The following is a 19,781-nucleotide window of genomic DNA, read 5'->3' as shown; positions in this document are numbered from 1 at the left end:
GCGCGAACACCGCCGGGCGCGTTGCACGTTGCGCCCGACGGTGTCCACGAGACCCGAAGGCCTCTCACCCCCTATCTCGCCGGCGGACCACCCGCCGTCCAAGCCGAAACCGCAAAATCTCGCGCAGCGCGCCCGAACGACTACACGTTGTCGCCCCACCAGGCCGAACGCCCGATACGGCGGGCGCCGCGCCGGGGCCGGTCACCACGGGAGTGTGCCGTCGGCGTCGAAGTAGCCGCCGGTCGGGCCGTCGGGGCCCAGGCACGCCATTCGGACGATGACCTCGGCGCCCTCCCCGACGGTCTGGAACCCGGTGTGCGCGTTCAGGTCGGTCTTGGTGAAGCCGGGCTCCACCGCGTTGATCCGCAGCCGCGGGAAGGCCTTCGCGTACTGCACGGTGATCATGTTGACCGCGGCCTTCGAGGCCGGATACGCCACGCCCGGATAGGCGTGCGTCGGCGTGCCCGCCTCGGTGACCCGGGTCAGCGAGGCCAGGCCGCTGCTCACGTTGACCACCACGGGCGCGGCGGACGCCTCGAGGAGCGGCAGGAACGCGTCGGTGACCCGTACCGTGCCGAAGACGTTGGTCTCGAACGTGGCGCGCAACGCGTCGACGGACAACTTCCCCGGGCCGCTCACCACACCCCTGGCATCCATCTCCCGCTGGATGCCCGCGTTGTTGACCAGGACGTCGAGCCCGCCGGCCGCCGCCACCTCCGCCGCCGCGGACCGCACGGACACGTCGTCGGTGACGTCCAGTCGGATCGCCCGCACGCCCAGTTCCTCGGCGGCCCGGCGACCGCGTTCCGCGTCCCGGGCGGCGAGCAGGACGGTGTGGCCCGCGGCGACGAGTCGGCGGGCGGTCTCGAAGCCGAGACCCTTGTTGGCTCCGGTGATCAATGTCGTTGTCATGCCCCCACCCTTCGGCCGGCGTCCGGCGACAGCCAGGCGTCCCGCCTTCCTGGGACTGCCGGTACCAGGCACATCCGGGTCGACGGGTGCACAGTGGTGTGCATGACGACCACCGAATTCGGCCGCACGGTACGACGCTGGCGCGACCGGGTCTCCCCGGAGGCGGCCGGGCTGCCCCTGGGCGGGCACCGGCGCGCGGCGGGGCTGCGCCGCGAGGAACTGGCGCTGCTGGCCGGGATATCGGTCGACTACGTGACCCGCCTCGAACAGGGCCGGGCGAGCAATCCGTCGGAGCAGGTCGTCGAGGCACTGGGCCGGGCACTGCGGGTCTCCCGCGCCGAGCGCGAGCACCTGTTCCATGTCGCCGGGTTGGTTCCGCCCGGGCGCGGTACCGTACCCGCCTACCTCACGCCGGGCATCCAGCGCATGCTGGACCGGCTGACCGGGACCCCCGTCGCGGTGAGCGACGCGGCGTGGACCCTGCTCCTGGCCAATCCGATGTACACGGCGCTGATGGGTGAGCAGCACGGCGACGAGCGCAACGCGGTGTGGCGCGCGTTCCTCGGCTCCGAGAGCCGGGTCCGGCACACCCCGGAGTCCCGGCGCGCGTTGGAGGAGATTCAGGTCTCCCAGTTGCGGGCGACGGCGAACCGGTATCCCGAGGACCGACGACTGCGCCGACTGATCGCGGAACTGCGCGCGAGGAGCGAGCGGTTCACCGCGTTGTGGGAGTCGCCCGGCGTGGTACCGCAGGAGGGGGTGACCTGCAAGGTCGTCGACCACCCCCAGGTGGGCACGCTGACCCTGGACTGCGACGTCCTGCACGCGGCCGGCAGCGATCTGCGCGTCATCGTCTACACCGCCGAGCCCGACACCCCGGACGCCGAACGCCTCGCCCTCCTCGGCGTGTTGGGCACCCAGTCGCTTACCGGGTAGGGCTGGACAGGGCCTACGCGTGTGCTTCCACGCCGTACAGGCGCAGACCCCGACTGCGGTAGTTCTTCAGGGCGTTGGCGTGGTCCTCGGACGAGGTGTGCAGCCAGACCCGACACACCGAGGCGGCATCCGGGAGCGGCGGGGTGGCCCACGCCTGACGGAGCACCAGGGTCAGGGCCCAGCCGCCCAGGCCCTTGCCGACGTATTCGGGGAGCAGGCCGAAGGTGACCACCTCGACCACGCCGCCGGGTTGCGGTTCGAGGTTGCCGATGCCGGCGCTCTCCCCCCGATGGGTGATCAGCCAGGATTCGCGCAGCGGGTGGGCGGCGCGAAGTTCGGCCCAGTCATGCTCGGTTCGCTCCGTGCTGCGCCAGCCGTAGGGCGCGCCGATCCGCGCCTGGAGCGCGTACACCTCGGGCGAGGGCTCCACCCGCCGCAGTCCCAGTGCCTCGACGGGCCGTGACGGCCGCAGCTCGTCGGGCGCGGTCATCTCCAGATACATCAAACTCTTGCCCATTGCGACAGGCTATCGAGGCTCTCGGACGCCGAGGCCGTCTCCTGGTCGGTCGCTCCAACGGGTGATCCCCGTTGGGCCGTTCCGGTGACCTGCTACCGAATGGCTGGTTGTGCACCGGATCGGGCCTGGGACGCTGGGTGCCCGAGGGGTGGCGGTCCGTGCCGGCGACCGCACGCCCCGGTCGTCCTGTCGGTGGCCGGCGACCTCGCCGAAGGGTGGCCGGACGCGTTCCCGGGGGCCGCGACCGGGGATCGGCCGGTGTTGCCGCCGTCGCGAGGTGGCTGCATCGCCAGGGCCTGCTCGACGTCGGCTGACGGCGCCGATCCAGCGGTCGAGCCGGCGCAAGACCGGGGCGAAGCCCGGGTGACCCCGTCGAGGTCGCCCCGGGCGCGCGGTCACCAGGCGACCGGGAGGGTGAGCGGGAAGCGCCAGATGGACACCGTGTTCCACCGCACCTGCTCGGCCGGTACGGCCAATCGCAGATCGGGGAACGCGGCCAGCAGCGAGCCGATGCAGACCTCCATTTCCATCCGGGCCAGGTGTGCGCCCAGGCAGTGGTGGGTGCCGTGCCCGAAGGCCATGTGCGAGGCCGGCTTGTCCCGGTCGAAGTCGAGTTCGTCGGGCCGCTCGTACACCGCCTCGTCGCGGTTGGCGGTCAGATACGACACATGCACCGTGTCACCGGCACGCACCGTGACGCCGTCGAAGTCCACGTCTTCCAGGGCCACGCGCGGGATGCCGACGCCCTGACGGAAGGGGATGAAGCGCAACAACTCCTCCACGGCCTTGGGCAACCGGTCGGGATGGGCGCGCAGTTCGGCGAGGTGCGTCGGATGGGTCAGCAGCGTGTAGACGATGTTGCCGATGTCGTAGGTGAGCGTGTCGTGTCCGGAGACCATCAACAACATGGCCAGAACCGTAAGTTCGCTCTCGTCCAACATTTCGTCGTCGATCCGTGCGGTGGCCAGCGCGCTGATCAGGTCGTCGCCCGGGTCGTGGCGCCGCGCGGCGCACAGTGCGGTGAAGTACGCGCGCAAGCCCGCCTTTGCCGCGGCGGCCGAGGTCCGATCGGCGACGTTCATCGACATCATCGCCATGGCGTGCCGGCGGATCCCGGGTCGGTCCGCCTCCGGAATGCCGAGCAGTTCACTGATCGTGCGCAACGGCAGTTGCCCGGCGAGCAGTTCCATCAGGTCGGCCGGTGCACCGTGCTCGGTGATCCCGGTGAGCAGTTCGTCCACCACACGCTGCGTCCACGGCCGCAGCTTCTCCACCTGCGCGTTGCTGAACGCCTTGACCACCAGCCGGCGAACCCGGTTGAGGATGGGCGGGTCCATCAGGTTGATCGCCTCGGACTGGGCGATCGGCGCGGGGGTGATTCGGGGGAAGTCGGTACCCACCAGCGCCGCCCGGCTGAACCGGCGGTCCGAGGTGACCAGGCGGACGTCCGCGTGCCGGGTGACCAGCCAGCAGCGCCCCTCGCCGTAGGGCATGCGGACCCGGGCGACCGGCGCCTCGGTGCGCATCCGGGCCATCGTCGGATCGGGCTCCAGGGCCTCGTCGTGCCGGAACGGGCATGCCCATACCTGCTCGTCGGTGGTCATCGTTTCTCTCCCAGTCCACGGGGGCGCGTCGTTCGCCGGAGATACCGGCGACATGTGCCCTCCACGGTGGGCGCACGGGCGTCCCGAACGCGTGGGGCTGGGGTCCCGCGCAGGTCCCGCACAGGTCCCGGTCCGGTCCCGACGCCGGTTCCGACGCCGGTTCCGGGTGCGGTGCGATGCCGCCGGCGCCGGGCCCGGGGACGTGGCCTGCATTGGCCTTACGGCGGGCCGATCCGGCCCCTACGATCGGCCGATGACCACGATTTTGATCATCGGCGTGGGGGACATGGGCGAGCGGGTCGCCGACGGTTTGGCCGCGGGCGGTCCCGGGCGGCGGCTGGTGCTGGCCGGCCGCTCGACCACGGGCGACGCGGCGGCGGTGACGGTGGCCAGTTCCCGCGACTGCCTCGTCGAGGCGGTCCGGCTCGACGCGTCCCGGTCGGAGGAGGTCGCCGGGCTGATCGACAAGCTCCGCCCCGATCTGATCGTGCACTGCGCGTCGCTGCGCAGCCCCTGGGCGCTCGCCGGCCGTACCGATCCCGCCGCCGAGGCGATCGTCGCCGCCGGTCTCGGCCTGCGGCTGCCGTACCAGCTGCCGCTGATCCTGTCCGTCATGCGCGCCGCCCGCGCCGCCGGGTACACCGGCCCGGTGGCGAACCTGTCCTTCCCGGATGTGACCGGCCCGGTGCTGGCCCGCCTCGGCCTGGCTCCCACCGTCGGCCTGGGCAACGCCGCGATGGTCCACCTGCGGGTGCGGGCCGCGCTGCGGGCCGCGAACCCCGATCGGCCGCTGCCGCTGATCCGCGTCCTCGCCCACCACGCGCAGGTGCTCGGCGTGATGGCCGCGCGGCGCCCCGCCGACCCGGACCTGAACTGCCGGGTGCATCTCGGCGAGGACGGCCGGCGCGACGACGCCCTCGCCTACCAGGCGCCGCCGATCGCGCCCGGCCTGCGGCACAACGTGGTCACCGGCGCCGCCGTGCTCCCGGTCCTGGAGGCGCTGTTGCCGGGCGCCGCCGCGCTGCGCCACTCCACCGCGGCGCCGGCGGGCCTGCCCGGCGGCTACCCGGTCCGGATCGTCGACGGCGTCGTGTCCCTGGACCTGCCGGCGGGCCTGGCCGAGGCCGACGCGATCGCCTTCAACGAGCGCCTCGCCGCCGGCGACGGCATCGACCGGATCGACGCCGACGGCACGGTCCGGCTCACCGCCGCCGCACACCGCGCGGTCGCGGCCATCGCGCCGGACCTGGCCGAGCCGATCGCCGTCGACGAGATCCCGGCACGCGCGGCACGGCTGGACGCAGTCCTGGCCGGGGCCTGATCGCGGCCCGGCTCAGGCCTTCGACCTGACCTCCCACAGGTCCGGGAAGACCGGGTTGAACAGGGTGGAGCGCAGATAGGCCGCGCCGGACGAGCCGCCCGTGCCGAGCTTGGCGCCGATGGTGCGCTCGACCATCTTCATGTGCCGGTAGCGCCATTCCTGCAGGCCCTCGTCGATGTCGACGAGCGCCTCGCACACCTGCGCGGCGTGTCCGGTCTCGTCGCGGTAGACCGCCTCCAGGCTCGCCTGCACGTCCGGGTCGGCCCGCCACGCCAGGCTCGGATCGCGGTCCAGGACCCGCGCGGGCACCGCGTAGCCGAGGGCGGCGAGGTGGCGCAGCAGCGAGTCGAACAGGGACGGGCGGTGCGCGGCGGCCTTGAGCCGGTCGTCCAGGTCCAGGTCGTAGCCGCCGAACTCGCGGCGCCCGAGCACCGCTTCGAGCTCGCGGAACTGGGCCGACTGGAACCCGCTGGAGGTGCCGAGCGCGTCCCGGAAGGACGCGAACTGGCGGGGCGTCATGGTCTCCAGGATGTCGAGCTGGCCGACCACGGTCTTCAGGATCTTGGCCACCCGACGCGCCGTATGCAGCGCGCCCGCGCTGTTCCCGGTCTCCAGGTGTCGCTGGAGCAGTGCCACCTCGTGCAGGATCTGCTTGAACCACAGCTCGTAGACCTGGTGGATGACGACGAACAACATCTCGTCGTGCGCGTCGGTGGCCGGCTGCTGGCACGACAGCAGGGTGTCCAGCCGCAGATAGCTGCCGTACGTGATGTCTGCGGTGTCCGCGGCGTCTGCGGTGTCCGTGCTGTCCGGCGCGTCGCTCATCGGCGCGTCCTCTCCTCGCGGGCTGTCAACCGTTCCGATGGCCTCGGAGACGACGGGCACCATCTTGTGCCGGTCGCGGCCTTTCAGGAATGGCCGACACACGGAAACGCGCGGGTCGGATGTCATGATCACAACACGTTGTGCGGGGTCGTGCTTATGTTCGTAAACCCGGCCTGATGGGGGTGCGAGGCGGGCCGCGAGGCCGGGGTGCGGGGGCTGCCCGAGCGCCGTCCCCGCACCCGCCGTACTCGCGGTGTCACGGCCTCACCGCAGCAGCCGGACCACCCGCTCGTGGGTGTGCGGCAGCGCCTGGACGTTCGCCGGGAACCGGGGCGCCAAGGCCCCGAAACCAGGCGTTCCGGTACGGACTCGGTGGCATTTCGCGGACACCCGAGGGAGCCTGCGGTGAGATCCGGCCACGATGGCCGGGCCGGGACGGGACGGGACGGGACGGGACGGGACGGGACGGGAGGGGCGGATAGAGCAGGTAGGACGGGCGGGGGGACTCAGTCCTCCCAATCCCAGTCGAGCGACTCGCCGGTGAGGTCGTGGTAGACGCTCGCGATCTGCCCGACATGCACCCCGGGCAGTTCGGGTTGCCAGGCCGGGAAGGTCTCGGGATTCGCCCACAGGGAGTGGTAGTACGCCCGGCCCCGGCTCACCACCCAGTGCGCGACGTCCTCGGCGCCGTCCTCCGAGTCCGGCAGGTACGGGGTGAACGGGTCGTCGAGCAACTCGACCACGGCGTCCAGGAATTCGCGGTGGAAGCGGACGAGGTCGGCCGGGTCCACGGCGCGCAGGGCGGCGTCGACGTGCTCGGGGTCCCGGCACACGTCCTCGACGCGCTCCCAGAAGGATTCCGGGAGGTGGTCGGGCGGGGGCGGTGGGCTCTCCGGGGTCACGCGGGGCATGGTTCCAGACGGATGGGACGACCGGCACCCGGGGGTCGGCCGGGGCATCCCGCCGTGCCGACGGGGGTATGCGAAAGCTGACCGGATTCGCTCCCGGTCGCCCCTCCGCGATCAGCCCACGTGCTCCTCGTAGTCGGCCACGCGGGTCTGCACGTACTTGAGCAACTCGCCCGCCGCGCTCCTGAGTTCCTTGGCGCCGTCGGTCCGACCGTCGCTCCACTCGGCCGACGACACGACCAGGGAACGTACCGCCATGAGGCGACCGAAGTCGCCGGTACCGCCCGGCGGTACCGGCTTCAGGGTCGATCCGGCCGGCGGGTCGAGCGCGACGACCTGGTAGCGGATCGGATCCGTGCCCGTCAGGGCGAACAGGGCGGCGGCGTCCTCGGCGCGGTTCATGGTGACCACCGCGACACTGATCCGCATCCGCCGGTCGGCGTCGGTGTACAGCGCGGCGGCCAGGCGCGTACAGCCCGCGCCCCGGGCGACCGTGGCGGCCAAGTCGGGCGCGAACATCTCGGCGCAGGTCCGGGGCACATGCACGTCGACCCGCTGGAACTCGGCCCCGGACGGCAGGCGTACCCGCGCCTCGGGGAACGCCCTCGTCTCGGGCACCGGCGGCGCGGCCTCGGCCCGGCCCACCTGGAGCGGCGTGCTCGCGCCGCCCCCCGCGGGAGGACTCGCGGGGATACCCGCAGTCGGGGTGACCGGTCGGATCACCAGGGTCGGCCGCGCGGTGGAGACCACCGACACGTCCGCCGTGTTGGGCCCGCTGTCGGCCGGGCGGACCAGGCCGTACACGCCCACCGACAGGATCACCGAGCCCACGACCGACGCGGCGAGCCATCCGGGGGACACGTGCCCGGGCGGTCGCGCACCGGATCGTGTCCCGCCCCGGCGCGCGCCGGTCCCGCCGCGGTCACCGCCTCCGCCCGCACCCGCGCTCGCTCCCGCGCCGGGAAAGTCCCCACCCGCTCGGCCGGCCGCGTCGTTCGCCCGCGCGACCTCGCGCGCGAGAAACGCATCCCAGTCCGGCTCGTTCCGCCCCGTCATGACCCGCCCCCAAGTTCGCAAACCCCCCACACGCAGCCTACCGACCCGCCCGCCCGCGAGACCGGCCCGCCCGGCCCCGAACTCGGCACCGGGGCAGGGCGGATCGGGCGGGCGGTCCGCCGCGCCGATACGTGTCGCCGCCCTACTCGGTGCGCAGCGCCGTGGCCGTGCGGGTTCGGGCCGCCCAGGTCGCCGGAAGGAGCGCGCCGAGGGCCGCGATGGCGACGCCCGCCAGGCCCAGGAGGGCCAACTCGGGGAGGTCGTACACGTCGAGCACGCTCGGCGGCAGGTTCGTGCCGGCGGCGTGGCCCATCCTGGGCACCACGTAGCCGTGCAGCGCGTAGCCGACCGGGACACCGATCAGGCCGCCGGCCACCCCGATTCCGACCACCGAGGCAAGCACGAGGCCCACCGTCTGTCGGGGGGTCATCCCGAGCGCCTTGCACACGCCGAGGTCGTGCACCCGCTCCCGGGTGTCGAGCACGACCGAGTTGAGCACACCCAGCCCCGCCACGGCGACCAGCATCAGGGTGAGCAGCGCGGCCATCGCGTCCAGGACCAGGATCAGGCCGTCCCCGCCCGAGGACGCGTCGCCGAGCACCGCGCCGCCCAACGGCTCCACCACGCGGGCGAGATCGCCGGCGTAGCGGTCGCGGTCCACACCGGGCTTCAGGCCGACGAGGTATACGTCGGGGCGCGCCGAGGCGAAGGAGGCCATGTCGGCGTGGATCCGGGTGCCGTCGTCCGAGGTGTCGAAGGCCTCGCCGACGATCCGCAGGGCCTGGACGTCGCCCTCGTGGGTGACCCGGATCGTGTCGCCGATCCGGGTGCCGGTGCGGGCCAGGAACCGGGTGGGCACCACGACCTGCCCCGGGCCGTCGAGCCAGTGCCCGGCGATCATCGGGTAGCCGCCGGGCCGCGAGTCGCCCTGGTACAGCGCGGCCCGGACCGAGCCGGGGATGCCGGTCACGGTGACGTCGGCGTGTCCCACGCCGTAGCTCGTGGCGGTGCCGGGCGCCGCCGCCACGGCGGCCCGGATCCGGGCCGCGTCGGCGGGGGTGGAAGGACCGCCTCCGGCGGGGGCGTTGCCGGCGCTCCCGCCCGGGGCCGGAGCGTTGCCGCCGCCCGGTCCCGCGCCGCCGGCGGGGGCGTTTCCACCCGCCGGGCCCGCGCTCATCGCCGGTCCGCCCGCAGCGCCGACGAGCACCGTGACCGCCGCCCGGCTCTCCGGGTCGTGCGCGTCCCCGACCGCGTTCAGCGACGCGGTCAGACCCACGGCGAATGTCGCCGCGACGGTGCCGAACACCACCGCGAGCACCATCGCGAGGGTCCGCACGGGATGCGCGAACGGGCTCGCGAGACCGTACGTCACCGCCCGGGGCAGCGGCAGCCGCCCCGTCGCCCGGTACGCCCACCGCCCCCGCCCCGTGCGTGGCGCCCGACCGACCGCGATGGCCTCGACCGTACGCAGTCGACCCGCCCGCAGCGCCGGCACCAGCGCGGCGACCCCGACCACGACGAGCGCGCCGACCGCGACCAGCACGTCCACCCACCAGGCCACCGACAACGAGGCGTCGCCGTAGACCTGTTCGGTGTCCGCCAGAAGCGGCAGCGCCATCAGGTTCCCGAGCACCACGCCGAGCCCGATGCCGACGGCGGCCGGCACCAACGCCTGGGCCACATAGGCCCGCACCACCTCGCGCGGGGTGAAGCCGATCGCCTTGAGGATGCCGATCCGGCGCAGCCCGGTGCCGACCGCGCCGCTGACCACACTCCCGACGATGATCACCGACATGGCGATGCCGAGCACGCCGAAGGCGGTCAGGAACGGGATGGTCGGCGCGGCGTTGCGGTCGGCGGCGCGCTTGGTGTCCAGGTGGGACCGGGCGCCGAGGAACGCCCCCGCCGGTACGGCCGACACGATCTCGGCCCGGCGGTCGGCGACCTTGCCGTCCGTCCCGGCGGCGGCGAAGCGGTAGAGCATCTGCAGCCCCGCCGGCTCGTTCGTGGATGCGAGCGCGCCGACCTGGTCCGGAACGACCCAGGCGCCGGCGGTACGACTCACCGATCGGGCGATGCCCACCACGGTCAGCACTGGCGCGCCGGGGACGTCGGAGCCGGCCAGCGTGAAGCCGGGCGGCATCTCGGGGCCGGCGAACTCGGTGGACAGCACGATCTCGCCCGGTTTCTCCGCCCAGCGGCCCGAGGTGAGGTCGAGGTCGTCCACGGCCGCGTGCGGGCCGGCGCGACCGGCCACGGTGAGCGCCGGGAAGTGTCCGCCGCGACCGTCGGTGGGGTGCATGGTCGCGGTCGGGTACGGTCCCGCGCTCGCGGTGACGCCGGCCAGGTGCCCGGTGGCCGCCAGGTCCGCCGCGCCGACCTTGTCCGGGTCGAACTGGGCGCTCAGGTGCGCCCCGTGCTGGTGGGCGAAGGCGTGGTCGAAGGGCGCGTTCGCGGCGACCACGAGCGATCCGGCGACCACCGCCGAGGCCACGGCCATCATCGTGGCCAACGCGATCACCACGGTCTGTACCCGACGCCTGGACACCCCGGAGCGGACCACCCGGCCGAGCGCGCCGCCGAGCCCGATCATCGGACCGCCTCCGCGCGCGGGTCGAGCGCCAGGTGCCCGTCGACGAGGTGGATCGACCGGCTCGCGCAGGCCCGCGCCAGCGCCGGATCGTGGGTGACGAGCACGATGGTCTGCCCGTCGCGGTGCAACTCGGTGAGCAATTCCCGGACGTCCGCGCCGGAGGCGCTGTCCAGCGCGCCGGTCGGCTCGTCGGCCAGGAGCAGTGCGGGGCGGTTGATCAGCGCCCGGGCCACCGCGACCCGCTGCCGCTCTCCGCCGGAGAGCCGACCCGGGTAGGCGCGGGCGTGTTTCCCGATGCCCAGCACCTCCATCAACTCTCCGGCCCGCTCCGCCGCCTTGCGTCGGCCGGTTCCGGTCAACTGCGCGGGGAGCTGGATGTTGTCGGCGACGGTGAGGTCGTCGAGCAGGTTGAAGAACTGGAAGACCATGCCGATGTGCTCACGGCGGAAGCGGGCCAGCGCGTGCTCGCTCAGCCCGTCGATGCGCTGCCCGGCCACGGTGACCGTGCCCTCGCTCGGTCGGTCGAGGCCGGCGATCAGGTTGAGCAGCGTGGACTTGCCGCTGCCGGAGGGGCCGGTCACCGCAAGCGCCTCGCCGCGGGCCACGCCGAGGTCGAGCGGGCCGAGCGCGGGCGCTCCGCCGCTGTCGTAGCGCTTGGCCACGCCCGCGAGTTCGATCACAGGGGTCATGGGATTCGTCCATCCTTGGCGTTGTGAGGGGTTGCGTGTCTGCCGGCCTCGGCGACGCTAGGCGCGCGGGTGCTCGCGGCGCGTCGGCCGCCGCGCCGACATCCGGCCCTTCCCGGGAAGGACCCGCGGGCGGGGTCATCCCTGCGACGTACGCCGCTCGGCCCGGGGCACCGGTCGTGCGGGGGGATGCGGCGGCCGGCGGGCGGGTCGCACAATGGGCCGGTGTTCAGGGACGATTGGCGCCGATGGCGCGGGCAACTGGGGGTCGTGCTGCGCCCGGACGCCGAGCCGGCGCCGCTGTCGCGGCGGGCGCGGTACGCGGATGTGCTGCTCGCGGTGGTACTGACCTTCGTCGCGCTGGTGGTCGCGGTGCGCTATCCGGACGCCGGGCCGGGGCCGGTCGGTCCGATGGGCGACCAGCCGATGCCACCGAGGCCGCCCGAGCTCTGGCTCCCGCCGCCGAAGGAGGACGGACTCGACTCGGGGGCCTGGCCGTTGGTCGTGTTGTCCGCGTTGCCGCTGGCGGTTCGCCGCCGGTATCCGCTGGTCGCCTTCGGCGTGATCCTCGGCGCGACGGTGGGCATCGGCGAGGACCACGCGTCCTGGATCAACGTGACCACCTGCGTGCTGGGCGCCTACAGCGCGGTGGTGCACAGCCGCTACCGGGGTCGCGCGGTGGTCGGCCTGGGCCTGGCCGCCGTGCTGGCCGGCGCCGCCTTCCGGGACACCCCGCCGATGTTGCCCGGCTGGTCCAGCCCGGGGGTGGTGATCCTGATCGCGGGCGGCCTGGCCGGTCTGGTGTTGTTCTGGCAGCGGCAACTGGCGGCCGGTCGGCAACGATACGCCGACCTCGAACGTGCCCAGGCCGAGGCCACCCGCCGGGCGGTCGAGGAGGAACGATCCCGGATCGCCGCCGAGTTGCACGACGTGGTGACCCACAATGTGAGCGTGATGGTGATCCAGGCGGGGGCGGCCCGCACGGTGATGGACGCGGCGCCGGAACGATCGAAGGCGGCGCTGTTGGCGGTCGAGGCCGGCGGGCGCGCCGCGATGGCCGAACTGCGCCACGTGATGGGGCTGCTCGCCGCCCCCGACACCGAACGCCCCGACGAACTCGAACCACAGCCCGGCCTGGACCGGCTCGACGCGCTGATCGAACGGGTCCGCGCGGCCGGGACACCCGTACGCCTGGCCGTGTCGCTGCCGCCCCAGCCGCTGCCGGCGGGGGTCGACCTGACCGCCTACCGCGTGGTCCAGGAGGCACTGACCAACACGATCAAGCACGCGCCCGGCGCCGACGCGCACGTGACGATCGGCTACACCGGTGAGCGGCTGGAGATCGAGGTCACCGACACCGGCGTCGCGCCCGCCGGGCCGACACCGGTCGGCGGCGGCAGCGGGCGGGGTCTGCTCGGGCTGCGCGAACGGCTGGCGGTCTACGCCGGCGAGTTGACCGCCGGGCCGACGCTGACCGGCGGCTACCGGATCCGGGCGCACATCCCGTGGCGAACGGCGTGAGCGGGGCGCCGCTGCGCGCGGTGATCGCCGACGATCAGGCCCTGGTGCGCACCGGGTTCGGGATGATCCTGAGCGCGGACGGCATCGAGGTCGCGGCCGAGGTGGCCGACGGCGCCGACGCGGTGGCCGCGGTCCGACGTACCCGCCCCGACGTGGTGCTGATGGACATCCGCATGCCGCGCATGGACGGCATCGAGGCCACCCGCCGCATCCTCGCCGAGCGCCCGGACGGCTCCGACGGCACCCGGGTGATCATCCTGACCACGTACGACCTCGACCACTACGTCTACGCCGCGCTCACCGCCGGCGCGAGCGGCTTCCTGCTCAAGGACGTCACCCCCGAACACCTGGTCGCGGCGGTGCGCCTGGTGCGCTCCGGCGACGCCCTGCTCGCCCCCACCATCACCCGCCGGCTGATCGAACGTTTCGCCCACCGCGACGAACCCCCCGCCGGGCTGCATCGCGACCTGTCCGACCTCACTCCGCGCGAACTCGAAGTCCTGCGCCTGCTCGCCACCGGCCTCAGCAACGCCGAACTGGCCGACCGCCTCACCCTGAGCCCGACCACGGTCAAAACCCACATCGGCCGAATCCTCAATAAACTGGACCTTCGCGACCGCGTCCAGGCGGTCGTCCTGGCCTACGAATCCGGCCTGATCTCCCCGGGATCGAGCCCTTGACCCGCCCCGCCGGCGCGACCATCGCAGCCGCTTCCGGCCGGAAATCGCCTGTGGGGAAAGGCGGTTCCGACAGACCCTAAGCCGGTTTGCCGGCGCGCAGGGAGTACATCAGCGGGACCCTCGGCCGGTCCGCCGGGTAGCGGTAGATGCCGGATCGTTCCTCGAGGTCGGGGAAGCGGGCGAACAGGGTGTGGTCGTGTTCGTGCAGGAATTCCAGGCGCAGGCCCGTCGCGGTCAGCGCGCTGACCACCTCGCCGATGCCGTGTTGCCACTCGACCGTGACGTTGGCGCTGGTCTCGGCGCTCATGTCGGCGTAGGTGCCCGGCTCTTCCCAGACGGTGCCGTCGCGCCGGAAGTAGTCCAATTCGACCGTGCGGCCGTCCTCGGCCAGCACATCGGCGAACGGGTGGAACTCGGCCAGGTAGAGAAAGCCGCCCGGGGCGACCAGCGCCGCCGCAGTGCGGGCCCAGCGCTCCAGATCCGGCAGCCAGCACAGCGCGCCGAGCCCGGTGTAGACGATGTCGAAGGTGCGTCCGCCGAGCGCGGTCGGCGCGTCGTAGACGTCGGAGGTGACGAACCGGGCCGTGTCGGCGCCGATCCGCGCGGCGATCTCGCCGGCCGCGGCCACCGCCGGCGCGGAGAAGTCGAGCCCGGTGACGGTCGCCCCGCGCCGGGCCCACGACAGCGTGTCGAGCCCGAAGTGGCATTGCAGGTGGAGCAGGCTCTTGCCGGCCACGTCCCCGACCTCGGCCGTCTCGAAGTCCCGCAGCGGGTCCTTGCCCGCGACGAACCCCTCCACGTCGTAGAACCGACTGGCCGTATGGATCGGGACCCGCTCATCCCAGCTGGCCCGATTGACCGCCCGCCAGTCCTCGACCACCGAATCTTCACTCATCCGGTCAAACTAGCCGGCCCCCTCCCACCCCCTCAACCGATATACACCCGCCCGCCGCCGGCCCCCACACGCCTCGCATCGGGAGCGGTTCGGGCGGGTAGGACAAGGGCAGATCGCGCCGTCTCGCTCGGTTCTGTCGACCTCGATCGATTCGATGCAATCGCAACCCCGCGCCGGTACAGTCGCATCCCACATGTCGGCCCGCCGGCCCGCTCGAAGAGTGGGTGTCGGGACACGACGGGCGGCCGAGTCGCGTGCGACGGTCCGGTGCCGAGGGAAAGAGGTGCGGGTGAGCGGGAGAGTGGATGGCGGTCACGGCCGGAAGCACGTGCGGCGACGCGGAGCGGCGAAGGCACGGAGCCTCGCCTCCCGCACCCGCGCCACCCGCGATCAGCTCAGTTGGCTCAACGAGGCGGGCCTACGGATCGGCACCACGCTCGACCTGAAGACCACCGCACAGGAACTGGCCGACTTCACCGTCCCCCGTTTGGCCGACGCCGCCGCCGTCGATCTGCTGGAGTCCGTACTCCAGGGCGACGAGGGTCGACGCCCCAGCGGCCTCGGCAGACCGGCCCGGCGGGCGATGTCGGTGGCGCACATCGACCGACTCGCCGACCTGGAGCCGGACGAGATCGGCGAACTCTCCACCTCTCCCCCCGAGCGGGACTCACGCTTCACCCGGGCACTGGCCGACGGTCGGCCGTTACTGATCAGCGCCTTCGGGCCGGAGGACTTCGACGAGATCGCGCCCACCCCCAGCGCCGCGGCCAAGCTCCGGCAGGCGGGCGTGCACAGCTACATGATGGTGCCGCTGATCGCACGCGGCGTGCAGTTGGGTTCGGCCGACTTCATCCGCGCGGGCGATCGGCCCGGCTTCTCCCAGGCGGACCTCGCGCTGGCGATGCAGCTCGCCTCCAAGGCCGCCATCGACATGGACAACGCCCGGCTGTACGACCGCGAACGCGAACACGTGGCCAGGCTCCAGCGCAACCTGCTCCCCCGAGTCACCCCCCGCACCCCGGGCCTCGGGGTGAACTCCCGCTACATCCCGACCGCCGACCCGCTCGGCGTCGGCGGCGACTGGTACGACGTGGCCCCGCTGCCGGGCGGCCGGACCGCCCTGGTGGTGGGCGACGTGATGAGCCACGGCATGGCGGCGGCGGCCACCACCGGCGTACTGCGCGCGGTCGCCCGCACGTTGATGGCGCTGGACCTGACCCCGGAACGGATGCTCGCCCGCCTCGACCTCGCCGCCCGCGACCTGGAGGACGACCAGGTCGCGACGTGTCTGTGCGCCGTCTACGACCCGGCCGAGGGCGCGTACACCCTGGTCAGCGCCGGGCATCCGCCGCCGCTGCTGGTCGATGCCGACGGCAAGGCGTCGTTCGTGGACGTGCCGATCGGCGCGCCCATCGGCGCCGGCGTCATCCCGTACGACCCGCTGCGCCTGACCGTTCCGCCGGGCAGCCGACTCGTGCTCTACACCGACGGGCTGGTCAAGTCGCGAACCGAGGACATCGACGTACAGCTGGCCCGGCTGCGCAACCGGGCCGCCCGGCTCGGTCCCGACGAGTTGGACGCCGGCGCGCTCGGCGATCCCACGCCCGGCGCGGGAGCCCGCTTCGACGAGGCCGTGATGATGGTCGCGGCGACCCAACCGCCGCTCCTGGGCGGCGACTTGTTCGTCTGGGACCTGCCCCCGGACGGGTCGGCGGCGGGCCTGGCCCGCCGGTTGGTGCGCGGCCGACTCGACGAGTGGCAACTCGGCGACCTCTCCGACGTCACCGAACTCGTGGTCAGCGAACTCGTCGGCAACGCGCTGCGCTACGGCCACGCCCCGGGCCGGCTGCGGCTGCTCCGGCACGATCGCCTGGTGGTGGAGGTCTCCGACACCGGCCCGGACCTGCCGCAGATCCAGCACTCGTCGCTCAGCGACGAGGGCGGGCGCGGCCTGCAACTGATCAACATGTTGTGCCGGGGCTGGGGTTCCTGCCGCACCCCCACCGGCAAGATCGTCTGGGCCGAACAGGACATCCCGTAGCGGCCCGTCGGCCCTGATCGGGACCGCCGCCGCCGATCCGGCGGCGGCGCGCATGTCTCGGTTGCGTTTCGGTGCATACGCGGAACGCCGGCATGCGGGATCGTACGAACAGGGCCGGCGCGCTGCGGGAGCGTTGGCCGTCGACGTGTGATCGGGGAAAACCGAATGACCGACGATCGGGACTGCGTCTGTCACGTGCGCCAGGGCTACGCGCGGGTGACCGCGCCCAGGGTGCTCGATGTTTCCGTCGCCCACCATCTGCGCAAGGACCTCGTGTCGCAGATCAACGCCCTGCCCGACCACGTGGTCGAGCTGGCGTTCGATCTGTCGGGCACCGAGGTCTTCGACGCGGCGGGTGCGGCGGCGATCGGCTCGGCGTGCCGACACGCCTTCCTCCTCGGCCTGCGCTCGCACTGCCGCACCGTGTCGCCGGAGCTGCGCGACGCGTTGGCCTGCGTGGAGGCCGATGTCGCCCTGGTCGACCGATAGTTCGCCAGGACGACCCGAATCCGCGCCGGGACACCGGCGGCACCCGGATACCGTCGGTGTCCCGGGGCATGCTGAAATCCTTGGAGCGCGCGGTGGCTCTTGGATAGAGTACCGCCCGCCCGACGGCCACACCGTTCCACGGAGGCGACTTGCACCAGGATCCGGGATACCCACCGCCCTACCCTCCCGCTCCGCCGCCGCACCCGACCCAGCCCAGGTGGGCGTGGTGGGTCGTGGGCATCGCCATCCCGTTGATCGGCATCGTCGTCACCGTCGCCGTCAGCCGATCCGGCTCCGACGGGGACTCCAAGGCGCCGTCCGCGAACACCGCCCCCGCGCCGGAGCGGCAGAACACGCCGCCGGGCAACGGGACATCCGGATCGGCGGCGTCGCCGAGTGGGCAGACCGGGCAGTCGCCGGCCGGCACCCCCGGCCCGACCAGCCGGCCGGCCAAGGTGCTGTTCGGCCCCGGCACGGTCACCGCCACCGCCTCGTCCCGCTATGTGGACCTGGACACCAGCCCGCCGCTGGTCACCCCGTCGGGCAAGGCCGCCGACCTCGTCTTCGGTTTCCTCTTCGGCAAGCCCGACCTGGTCACCGAGGGGTCCAGCCCCACCCTGGCCCCGCTCCCCGACGGCAGCCCCGACCCGACGGCGGCCGACTGCGCCGAGGCGGTGCGCAAGCGCGGCTCCTACCTGGGCGGCGAACTGGCTCTGGGCTCCCGCTTCTGCGCCGTGACCGACGAGGGCCGCACCGCGTACTTCAAGCTGACCTCCGTACCCGCCGGCGAGACCCCGGTACGCATGGAGGTCACCGTCTGGGACCTCGCCGGCTGAGGCCGACCGCTCCGACCCGAGCGCCGGCGACCGCCCCAGCTCAGGGACATGCCGGTTCGCCGGTCGTGGGGCGCACGCCGACCGCGTTCCACGCGGCCCGCGTTGCGCCGAAGAGGGCGCACGTGGGGTCCAACCGCAAGGCCGCGTTCAGGGTGAGCCGGCGCTCCTGCGCGTACTTCGTGTTGGACGTACGCCCGAGCAGGGCCTGGTAGACGATTTGGCCGGCCGTCCGGATACCGACCCCGGTGACCGTCGAGTTGTCGCACGTCGGGCTCTTCGGCTTGCCGCCGCCGGGGTTGCTGCCCTCGGCGAGCAGATAGAACCAGTGGTTGAGCGGTCCGGCCGCCGCGTGCTCCTCCGTGTTCGGGATGGCAGAGCTGTAGCAGTTCGGGTCCCCTACCAGCGACGGGTTGTACATGTAGCGCAGCGGTCCGTTGCCGGTCAGGTCGATCTTCTCGCCGATCACGTAGTCCGGCTCGTCGTACGGCAGCGGCTCGTTGGCGTACGCCTCGGTCAGGGTGCCCATGATGTCGGCGAAGCCCTCGGCCAATCCCGGTTCCCGGAACGGCCAACCGGGGGCGGTCTGGTCGACGGCGTGGCCGTACTCGCGCCCGACCAGGTCCATTTCGGTCACCCACTTGCCGCTCGGGGTGTGCCCGATGTCGATGGCGCCGGCGGTCGGGTTCCAGCGCAGGCCCACGTCGTTCAGGCCCACGCGCAGCGGCCACGCGCCGCCCTGGCCGTTCTGCCCGTTGCGGCCCAGCCAGGCGCGGAACATGTCGAATTGCCGCTGCGCCGCCCACAGGGCGTCGACACAGGCGGTCTCCAGGTTGGTCGGATCGCCGTTGCCCCAGTCGTCGACCGGCTTGGTGAAAGTGCCGCCGCCGTTGTACTTCGTACAGGCCAGGTTGGTCCGGATCGGGTCGCGCAGCGTGTACGCGGAGCCGATACGCGTGGTGTCGATGGCGAGCGGGTCGGGCCCGTTCCACGCGCCGTGTCCCGTCCCGGCCGACAATGCGCCGGCGACGGCGGGTCGGGGGCCGGCCGCGTTCGAGGTCTGCGCGGTGCCGAGCAGCAGGGCGATCAGCAGGGCCAGGCACGAGCCGAAGGTCAGCGTGCTGCGATGCATCCGAACTCCCCGGGATGGAAGGCGGGTTCGTCACGCGGGCGAACGACACGCTCACACCCCGCCGGGGCGTGGTCAACGCCGGCGGCGGGCATCGGCACATTCCGGCGAGTGGCGGGCCGCGCGGTACCGGTCATGCGCTTCGGATCCGACCATTGCGGTTCGATACGGCACGGTTCGACCATATTTCGGATCATGCCGCCGGGGTCCGCGGACCGATTCGGACCTCCCTTCCGATTCGGCTTGTCGCCGACCGGTCACAGGGGGCAACGTGGGGTGTGTGGCGGTGTTCGGGCGGGGCCGGAGACGCGGGACGGCGGCCTATCCGCGGTCCGCGTACCTCCTGCGTGAGCAGCACGAACGGTTGCTCGACCTGATGCTCCTCGAATTGGCGAACGTCCGGGAGCGGCTCGCCGGGCAGCCGCGGGACGAGGCCGTGGAGCGGGGGCGCCGGGAACTCGTGGCGCAGGCCGTGCACTTCGCCGGGCGGATCCCGCCGGGCTTCCCCGCGGTGTTCGCGAGATGGGCGACGATCCTGGAGGCCGCGCGGGAGTACGACGTCGCCGTCGCGCTGGACCTGGGCACGTCCGCGCTGCGTCAGGCCCGGGAGGACGCCGCGGCCAACGGGCGCACGACCGCCGCGCATCTGGCCCTGGCCGACGCGCACGCACGGACCCTGTGCGCCGTCGGCGCCCCGCCCGCCGAGCAGGCCGCGCTCGCGGACCTGCGGCGCACGTGGGCCGGGCGGATCGAAGCGGACGAGTAGCGCCCGGGCCGGCCGAGTAGCGCCGCAATCACCGGAAAAGGCGGGTGCCGGCCCCGGATTCGTGTTTTC

General features: G+C 73.1%; 18 protein-coding genes. 8 read left to right on the top strand and 10 right to left on the bottom strand.

All coding sequences use genetic code 11. The features are described 5' to 3' along the window. Positions 1-201 precede the first annotated feature (201 nt). The gene (locus ACWGR4_RS27960; RefSeq protein ID WP_380012030.1) at positions 202-912 is read right to left on the bottom strand and encodes an SDR family NAD(P)-dependent oxidoreductase; all 711 of its coding nucleotides are present in this window, start codon (positions 910-912) and stop codon (positions 202-204) included. Positions 913-1,014: 102 nt separating this feature from the next. Between ACWGR4_RS27960 and ACWGR4_RS27955 the strand changes: the two genes are divergently transcribed. Beyond that, positions 1,015-1,848, top strand: a complete 834-nt coding sequence (locus tag ACWGR4_RS27955; protein ID WP_380012027.1) for a helix-turn-helix transcriptional regulator — start codon at positions 1,015-1,017, stop codon at positions 1,846-1,848. A 13-nt stretch (positions 1,849-1,861) separates the two neighbouring features. On the opposite strand, the gene ACWGR4_RS27950 is transcribed toward ACWGR4_RS27955, so the two are convergent. Together ACWGR4_RS27950 and ACWGR4_RS27945 are read right to left on the bottom strand one after the other, a co-directional pair. Then, the gene (locus ACWGR4_RS27950; RefSeq protein ID WP_380012024.1) at positions 1,862-2,365 is read right to left on the bottom strand and encodes a GNAT family N-acetyltransferase; all 504 of its coding nucleotides are present in this window, start codon (positions 2,363-2,365) and stop codon (positions 1,862-1,864) included. Positions 2,366-2,760: 395 nt separating this feature from the next. Beyond that, complete coding sequence (locus ACWGR4_RS27945) at positions 2,761-3,969, bottom strand: cytochrome P450 (RefSeq protein WP_380012021.1); 1,209 nt, start codon at positions 3,967-3,969, stop codon at positions 2,761-2,763. Between the two features lie 253 nt (positions 3,970-4,222). Between ACWGR4_RS27945 and ACWGR4_RS27940 the strand changes: the two genes are divergently transcribed. Next, the gene (locus ACWGR4_RS27940) at positions 4,223-5,290 is read left to right on the top strand and encodes a KR domain-containing protein (protein WP_452132397.1); all 1,068 of its coding nucleotides are present in this window, start codon (positions 4,223-4,225) and stop codon (positions 5,288-5,290) included. Between the two features lie 12 nt (positions 5,291-5,302). Here ACWGR4_RS27940 and ACWGR4_RS27935 read toward each other — a convergent pair whose 3' ends face one another. The 5 genes from ACWGR4_RS27935 to ACWGR4_RS27915 form a co-directional block, all read right to left on the bottom strand. Continuing rightward, a complete protein-coding gene (locus ACWGR4_RS27935; RefSeq protein WP_380012015.1) occupies positions 5,303-6,115 on the bottom strand; it encodes a tryptophan 2,3-dioxygenase in 813 nt (270 codons plus the stop codon). 506 nt (positions 6,116-6,621) lie between these two features. Next, positions 6,622-7,017, bottom strand: a complete 396-nt coding sequence (locus ACWGR4_RS27930; protein ID WP_452132398.1) for a hypothetical protein — start codon at positions 7,015-7,017, stop codon at positions 6,622-6,624. A gap of 120 nt (positions 7,018-7,137) precedes the next feature. Beyond that, a complete protein-coding gene (locus tag ACWGR4_RS27925; protein WP_452132399.1) occupies positions 7,138-8,079 on the bottom strand; it encodes a hypothetical protein in 942 nt (313 codons plus the stop codon). 142 nt (positions 8,080-8,221) lie between these two features. Further along, on the bottom strand, positions 8,222-10,672 hold the full coding sequence (locus ACWGR4_RS27920; protein ID WP_452132400.1) for an FtsX-like permease family protein: 2,451 nt from the start codon (positions 10,670-10,672) through the stop codon (positions 8,222-8,224). Then, complete coding sequence (locus ACWGR4_RS27915) at positions 10,669-11,361, bottom strand: ABC transporter ATP-binding protein (protein WP_380012003.1); 693 nt, start codon at positions 11,359-11,361, stop codon at positions 10,669-10,671. The genes ACWGR4_RS27920 and ACWGR4_RS27915 overlap by 4 nt, the downstream gene beginning before the upstream one ends. Before the next feature lie 222 nt (positions 11,362-11,583). Between ACWGR4_RS27915 and ACWGR4_RS27910 the strand changes: the two genes are divergently transcribed. Beyond that, positions 11,584-12,879: a sensor histidine kinase gene (locus tag ACWGR4_RS27910; protein ID WP_452132401.1), complete on the top strand. Its 1,296-nt coding sequence runs from the start codon at positions 11,584-11,586 to the stop codon at positions 12,877-12,879. Then, complete coding sequence (locus ACWGR4_RS27905) at positions 12,864-13,559, top strand: response regulator (RefSeq protein ID WP_380011997.1); 696 nt, start codon at positions 12,864-12,866, stop codon at positions 13,557-13,559. Before ACWGR4_RS27910 ends, ACWGR4_RS27905 begins: the two co-directional genes overlap by 16 nt. Positions 13,560-13,635: 76 nt before the next feature. Here the strand turns inward: ACWGR4_RS27905 and ACWGR4_RS27900 are convergent, their stop codons facing one another. Then, positions 13,636-14,454, bottom strand: coding sequence for a class I SAM-dependent methyltransferase (locus tag ACWGR4_RS27900; protein WP_380011994.1), 819 nt, complete (start codon positions 14,452-14,454; stop codon positions 13,636-13,638). 328 nt (positions 14,455-14,782) lie between these two features. Between ACWGR4_RS27900 and ACWGR4_RS27895 the strand changes: the two genes are divergently transcribed. The 3 genes from ACWGR4_RS27895 to ACWGR4_RS27885 all read left to right on the top strand — a co-directional run bounded on the left by ACWGR4_RS27895 (position 14,783) and on the right by ACWGR4_RS27885 (position 17,820). Next, complete coding sequence (locus ACWGR4_RS27895) at positions 14,783-16,495, top strand: ATP-binding SpoIIE family protein phosphatase (protein WP_380012453.1); 1,713 nt, start codon at positions 14,783-14,785, stop codon at positions 16,493-16,495. A 165-nt stretch (positions 16,496-16,660) separates the two neighbouring features. Next, on the top strand, positions 16,661-16,984 hold the full coding sequence (locus tag ACWGR4_RS27890) for a hypothetical protein (RefSeq protein ID WP_452132402.1): 324 nt from the start codon (positions 16,661-16,663) through the stop codon (positions 16,982-16,984). A gap of 233 nt (positions 16,985-17,217) precedes the next feature. Continuing rightward, the gene (locus ACWGR4_RS27885; protein ID WP_452132403.1) at positions 17,218-17,820 is read left to right on the top strand and encodes a hypothetical protein; all 603 of its coding nucleotides are present in this window, start codon (positions 17,218-17,220) and stop codon (positions 17,818-17,820) included. Between the two features lie 40 nt (positions 17,821-17,860). On the opposite strand, the gene ACWGR4_RS27880 is transcribed toward ACWGR4_RS27885, so the two are convergent. Continuing rightward, a complete protein-coding gene (locus ACWGR4_RS27880) occupies positions 17,861-18,949 on the bottom strand; it encodes a M4 family metallopeptidase (protein ID WP_452132404.1) in 1,089 nt (362 codons plus the stop codon). 277 nt (positions 18,950-19,226) lie between these two features. Between ACWGR4_RS27880 and ACWGR4_RS27875 the strand changes: the two genes are divergently transcribed. Continuing rightward, positions 19,227-19,712: a hypothetical protein gene (locus tag ACWGR4_RS27875; protein WP_380011982.1), complete on the top strand. Its 486-nt coding sequence runs from the start codon at positions 19,227-19,229 to the stop codon at positions 19,710-19,712. The last annotated feature ends 69 nt before the right edge of the window (positions 19,713-19,781 follow it).

It is taken from the genome of Embleya sp. NPDC055664 (genome assembly GCF_053618075.1).
Note: the sequence above shows the minus strand (reverse complement) of the source record. Positions and strands in the feature narration are given on the sequence as shown.

Coding starts and splice junctions, on each gene's coding strand:
- ACWGR4_RS27890 (WP_452132402.1), top strand. CDS start 16,661: ATGACCGACGATCGGGACTGCGTCTGTCACGTGCGCCAGGGCTACGCG.
- ACWGR4_RS27900 (WP_380011994.1), bottom strand. CDS start 14,454: ATGAGTGAAGATTCGGTGGTCGAGGACTGGCGGGCGGTCAATCGGGCC.
- ACWGR4_RS27950 (WP_380012024.1), bottom strand. CDS start 2,365: ATGGGCAAGAGTTTGATGTATCTGGAGATGACCGCGCCCGACGAGCTG.
- ACWGR4_RS27880 (WP_452132404.1), bottom strand. CDS start 18,949: ATGCATCGCAGCACGCTGACCTTCGGCTCGTGCCTGGCCCTGCTGATC.
- ACWGR4_RS27920 (WP_452132400.1), bottom strand. CDS start 10,672: ATGATCGGGCTCGGCGGCGCGCTCGGCCGGGTGGTCCGCTCCGGGGTG.
- ACWGR4_RS27940 (WP_452132397.1), top strand. CDS start 4,223: ATGACCACGATTTTGATCATCGGCGTGGGGGACATGGGCGAGCGGGTC.
- ACWGR4_RS27955 (WP_380012027.1), top strand. CDS start 1,015: ATGACGACCACCGAATTCGGCCGCACGGTACGACGCTGGCGCGACCGG.
- ACWGR4_RS27935 (WP_380012015.1), bottom strand. CDS start 6,115: ATGAGCGACGCGCCGGACAGCACGGACACCGCAGACGCCGCGGACACC.
- ACWGR4_RS27945 (WP_380012021.1), bottom strand. CDS start 3,969: ATGACCACCGACGAGCAGGTATGGGCATGCCCGTTCCGGCACGACGAG.
- ACWGR4_RS27915 (WP_380012003.1), bottom strand. CDS start 11,361: ATGACCCCTGTGATCGAACTCGCGGGCGTGGCCAAGCGCTACGACAGC.
- ACWGR4_RS27960 (WP_380012030.1), bottom strand. CDS start 912: ATGACAACGACATTGATCACCGGAGCCAACAAGGGTCTCGGCTTCGAG.
- ACWGR4_RS27925 (WP_452132399.1), bottom strand. CDS start 8,079: ATGACGGGGCGGAACGAGCCGGACTGGGATGCGTTTCTCGCGCGCGAG.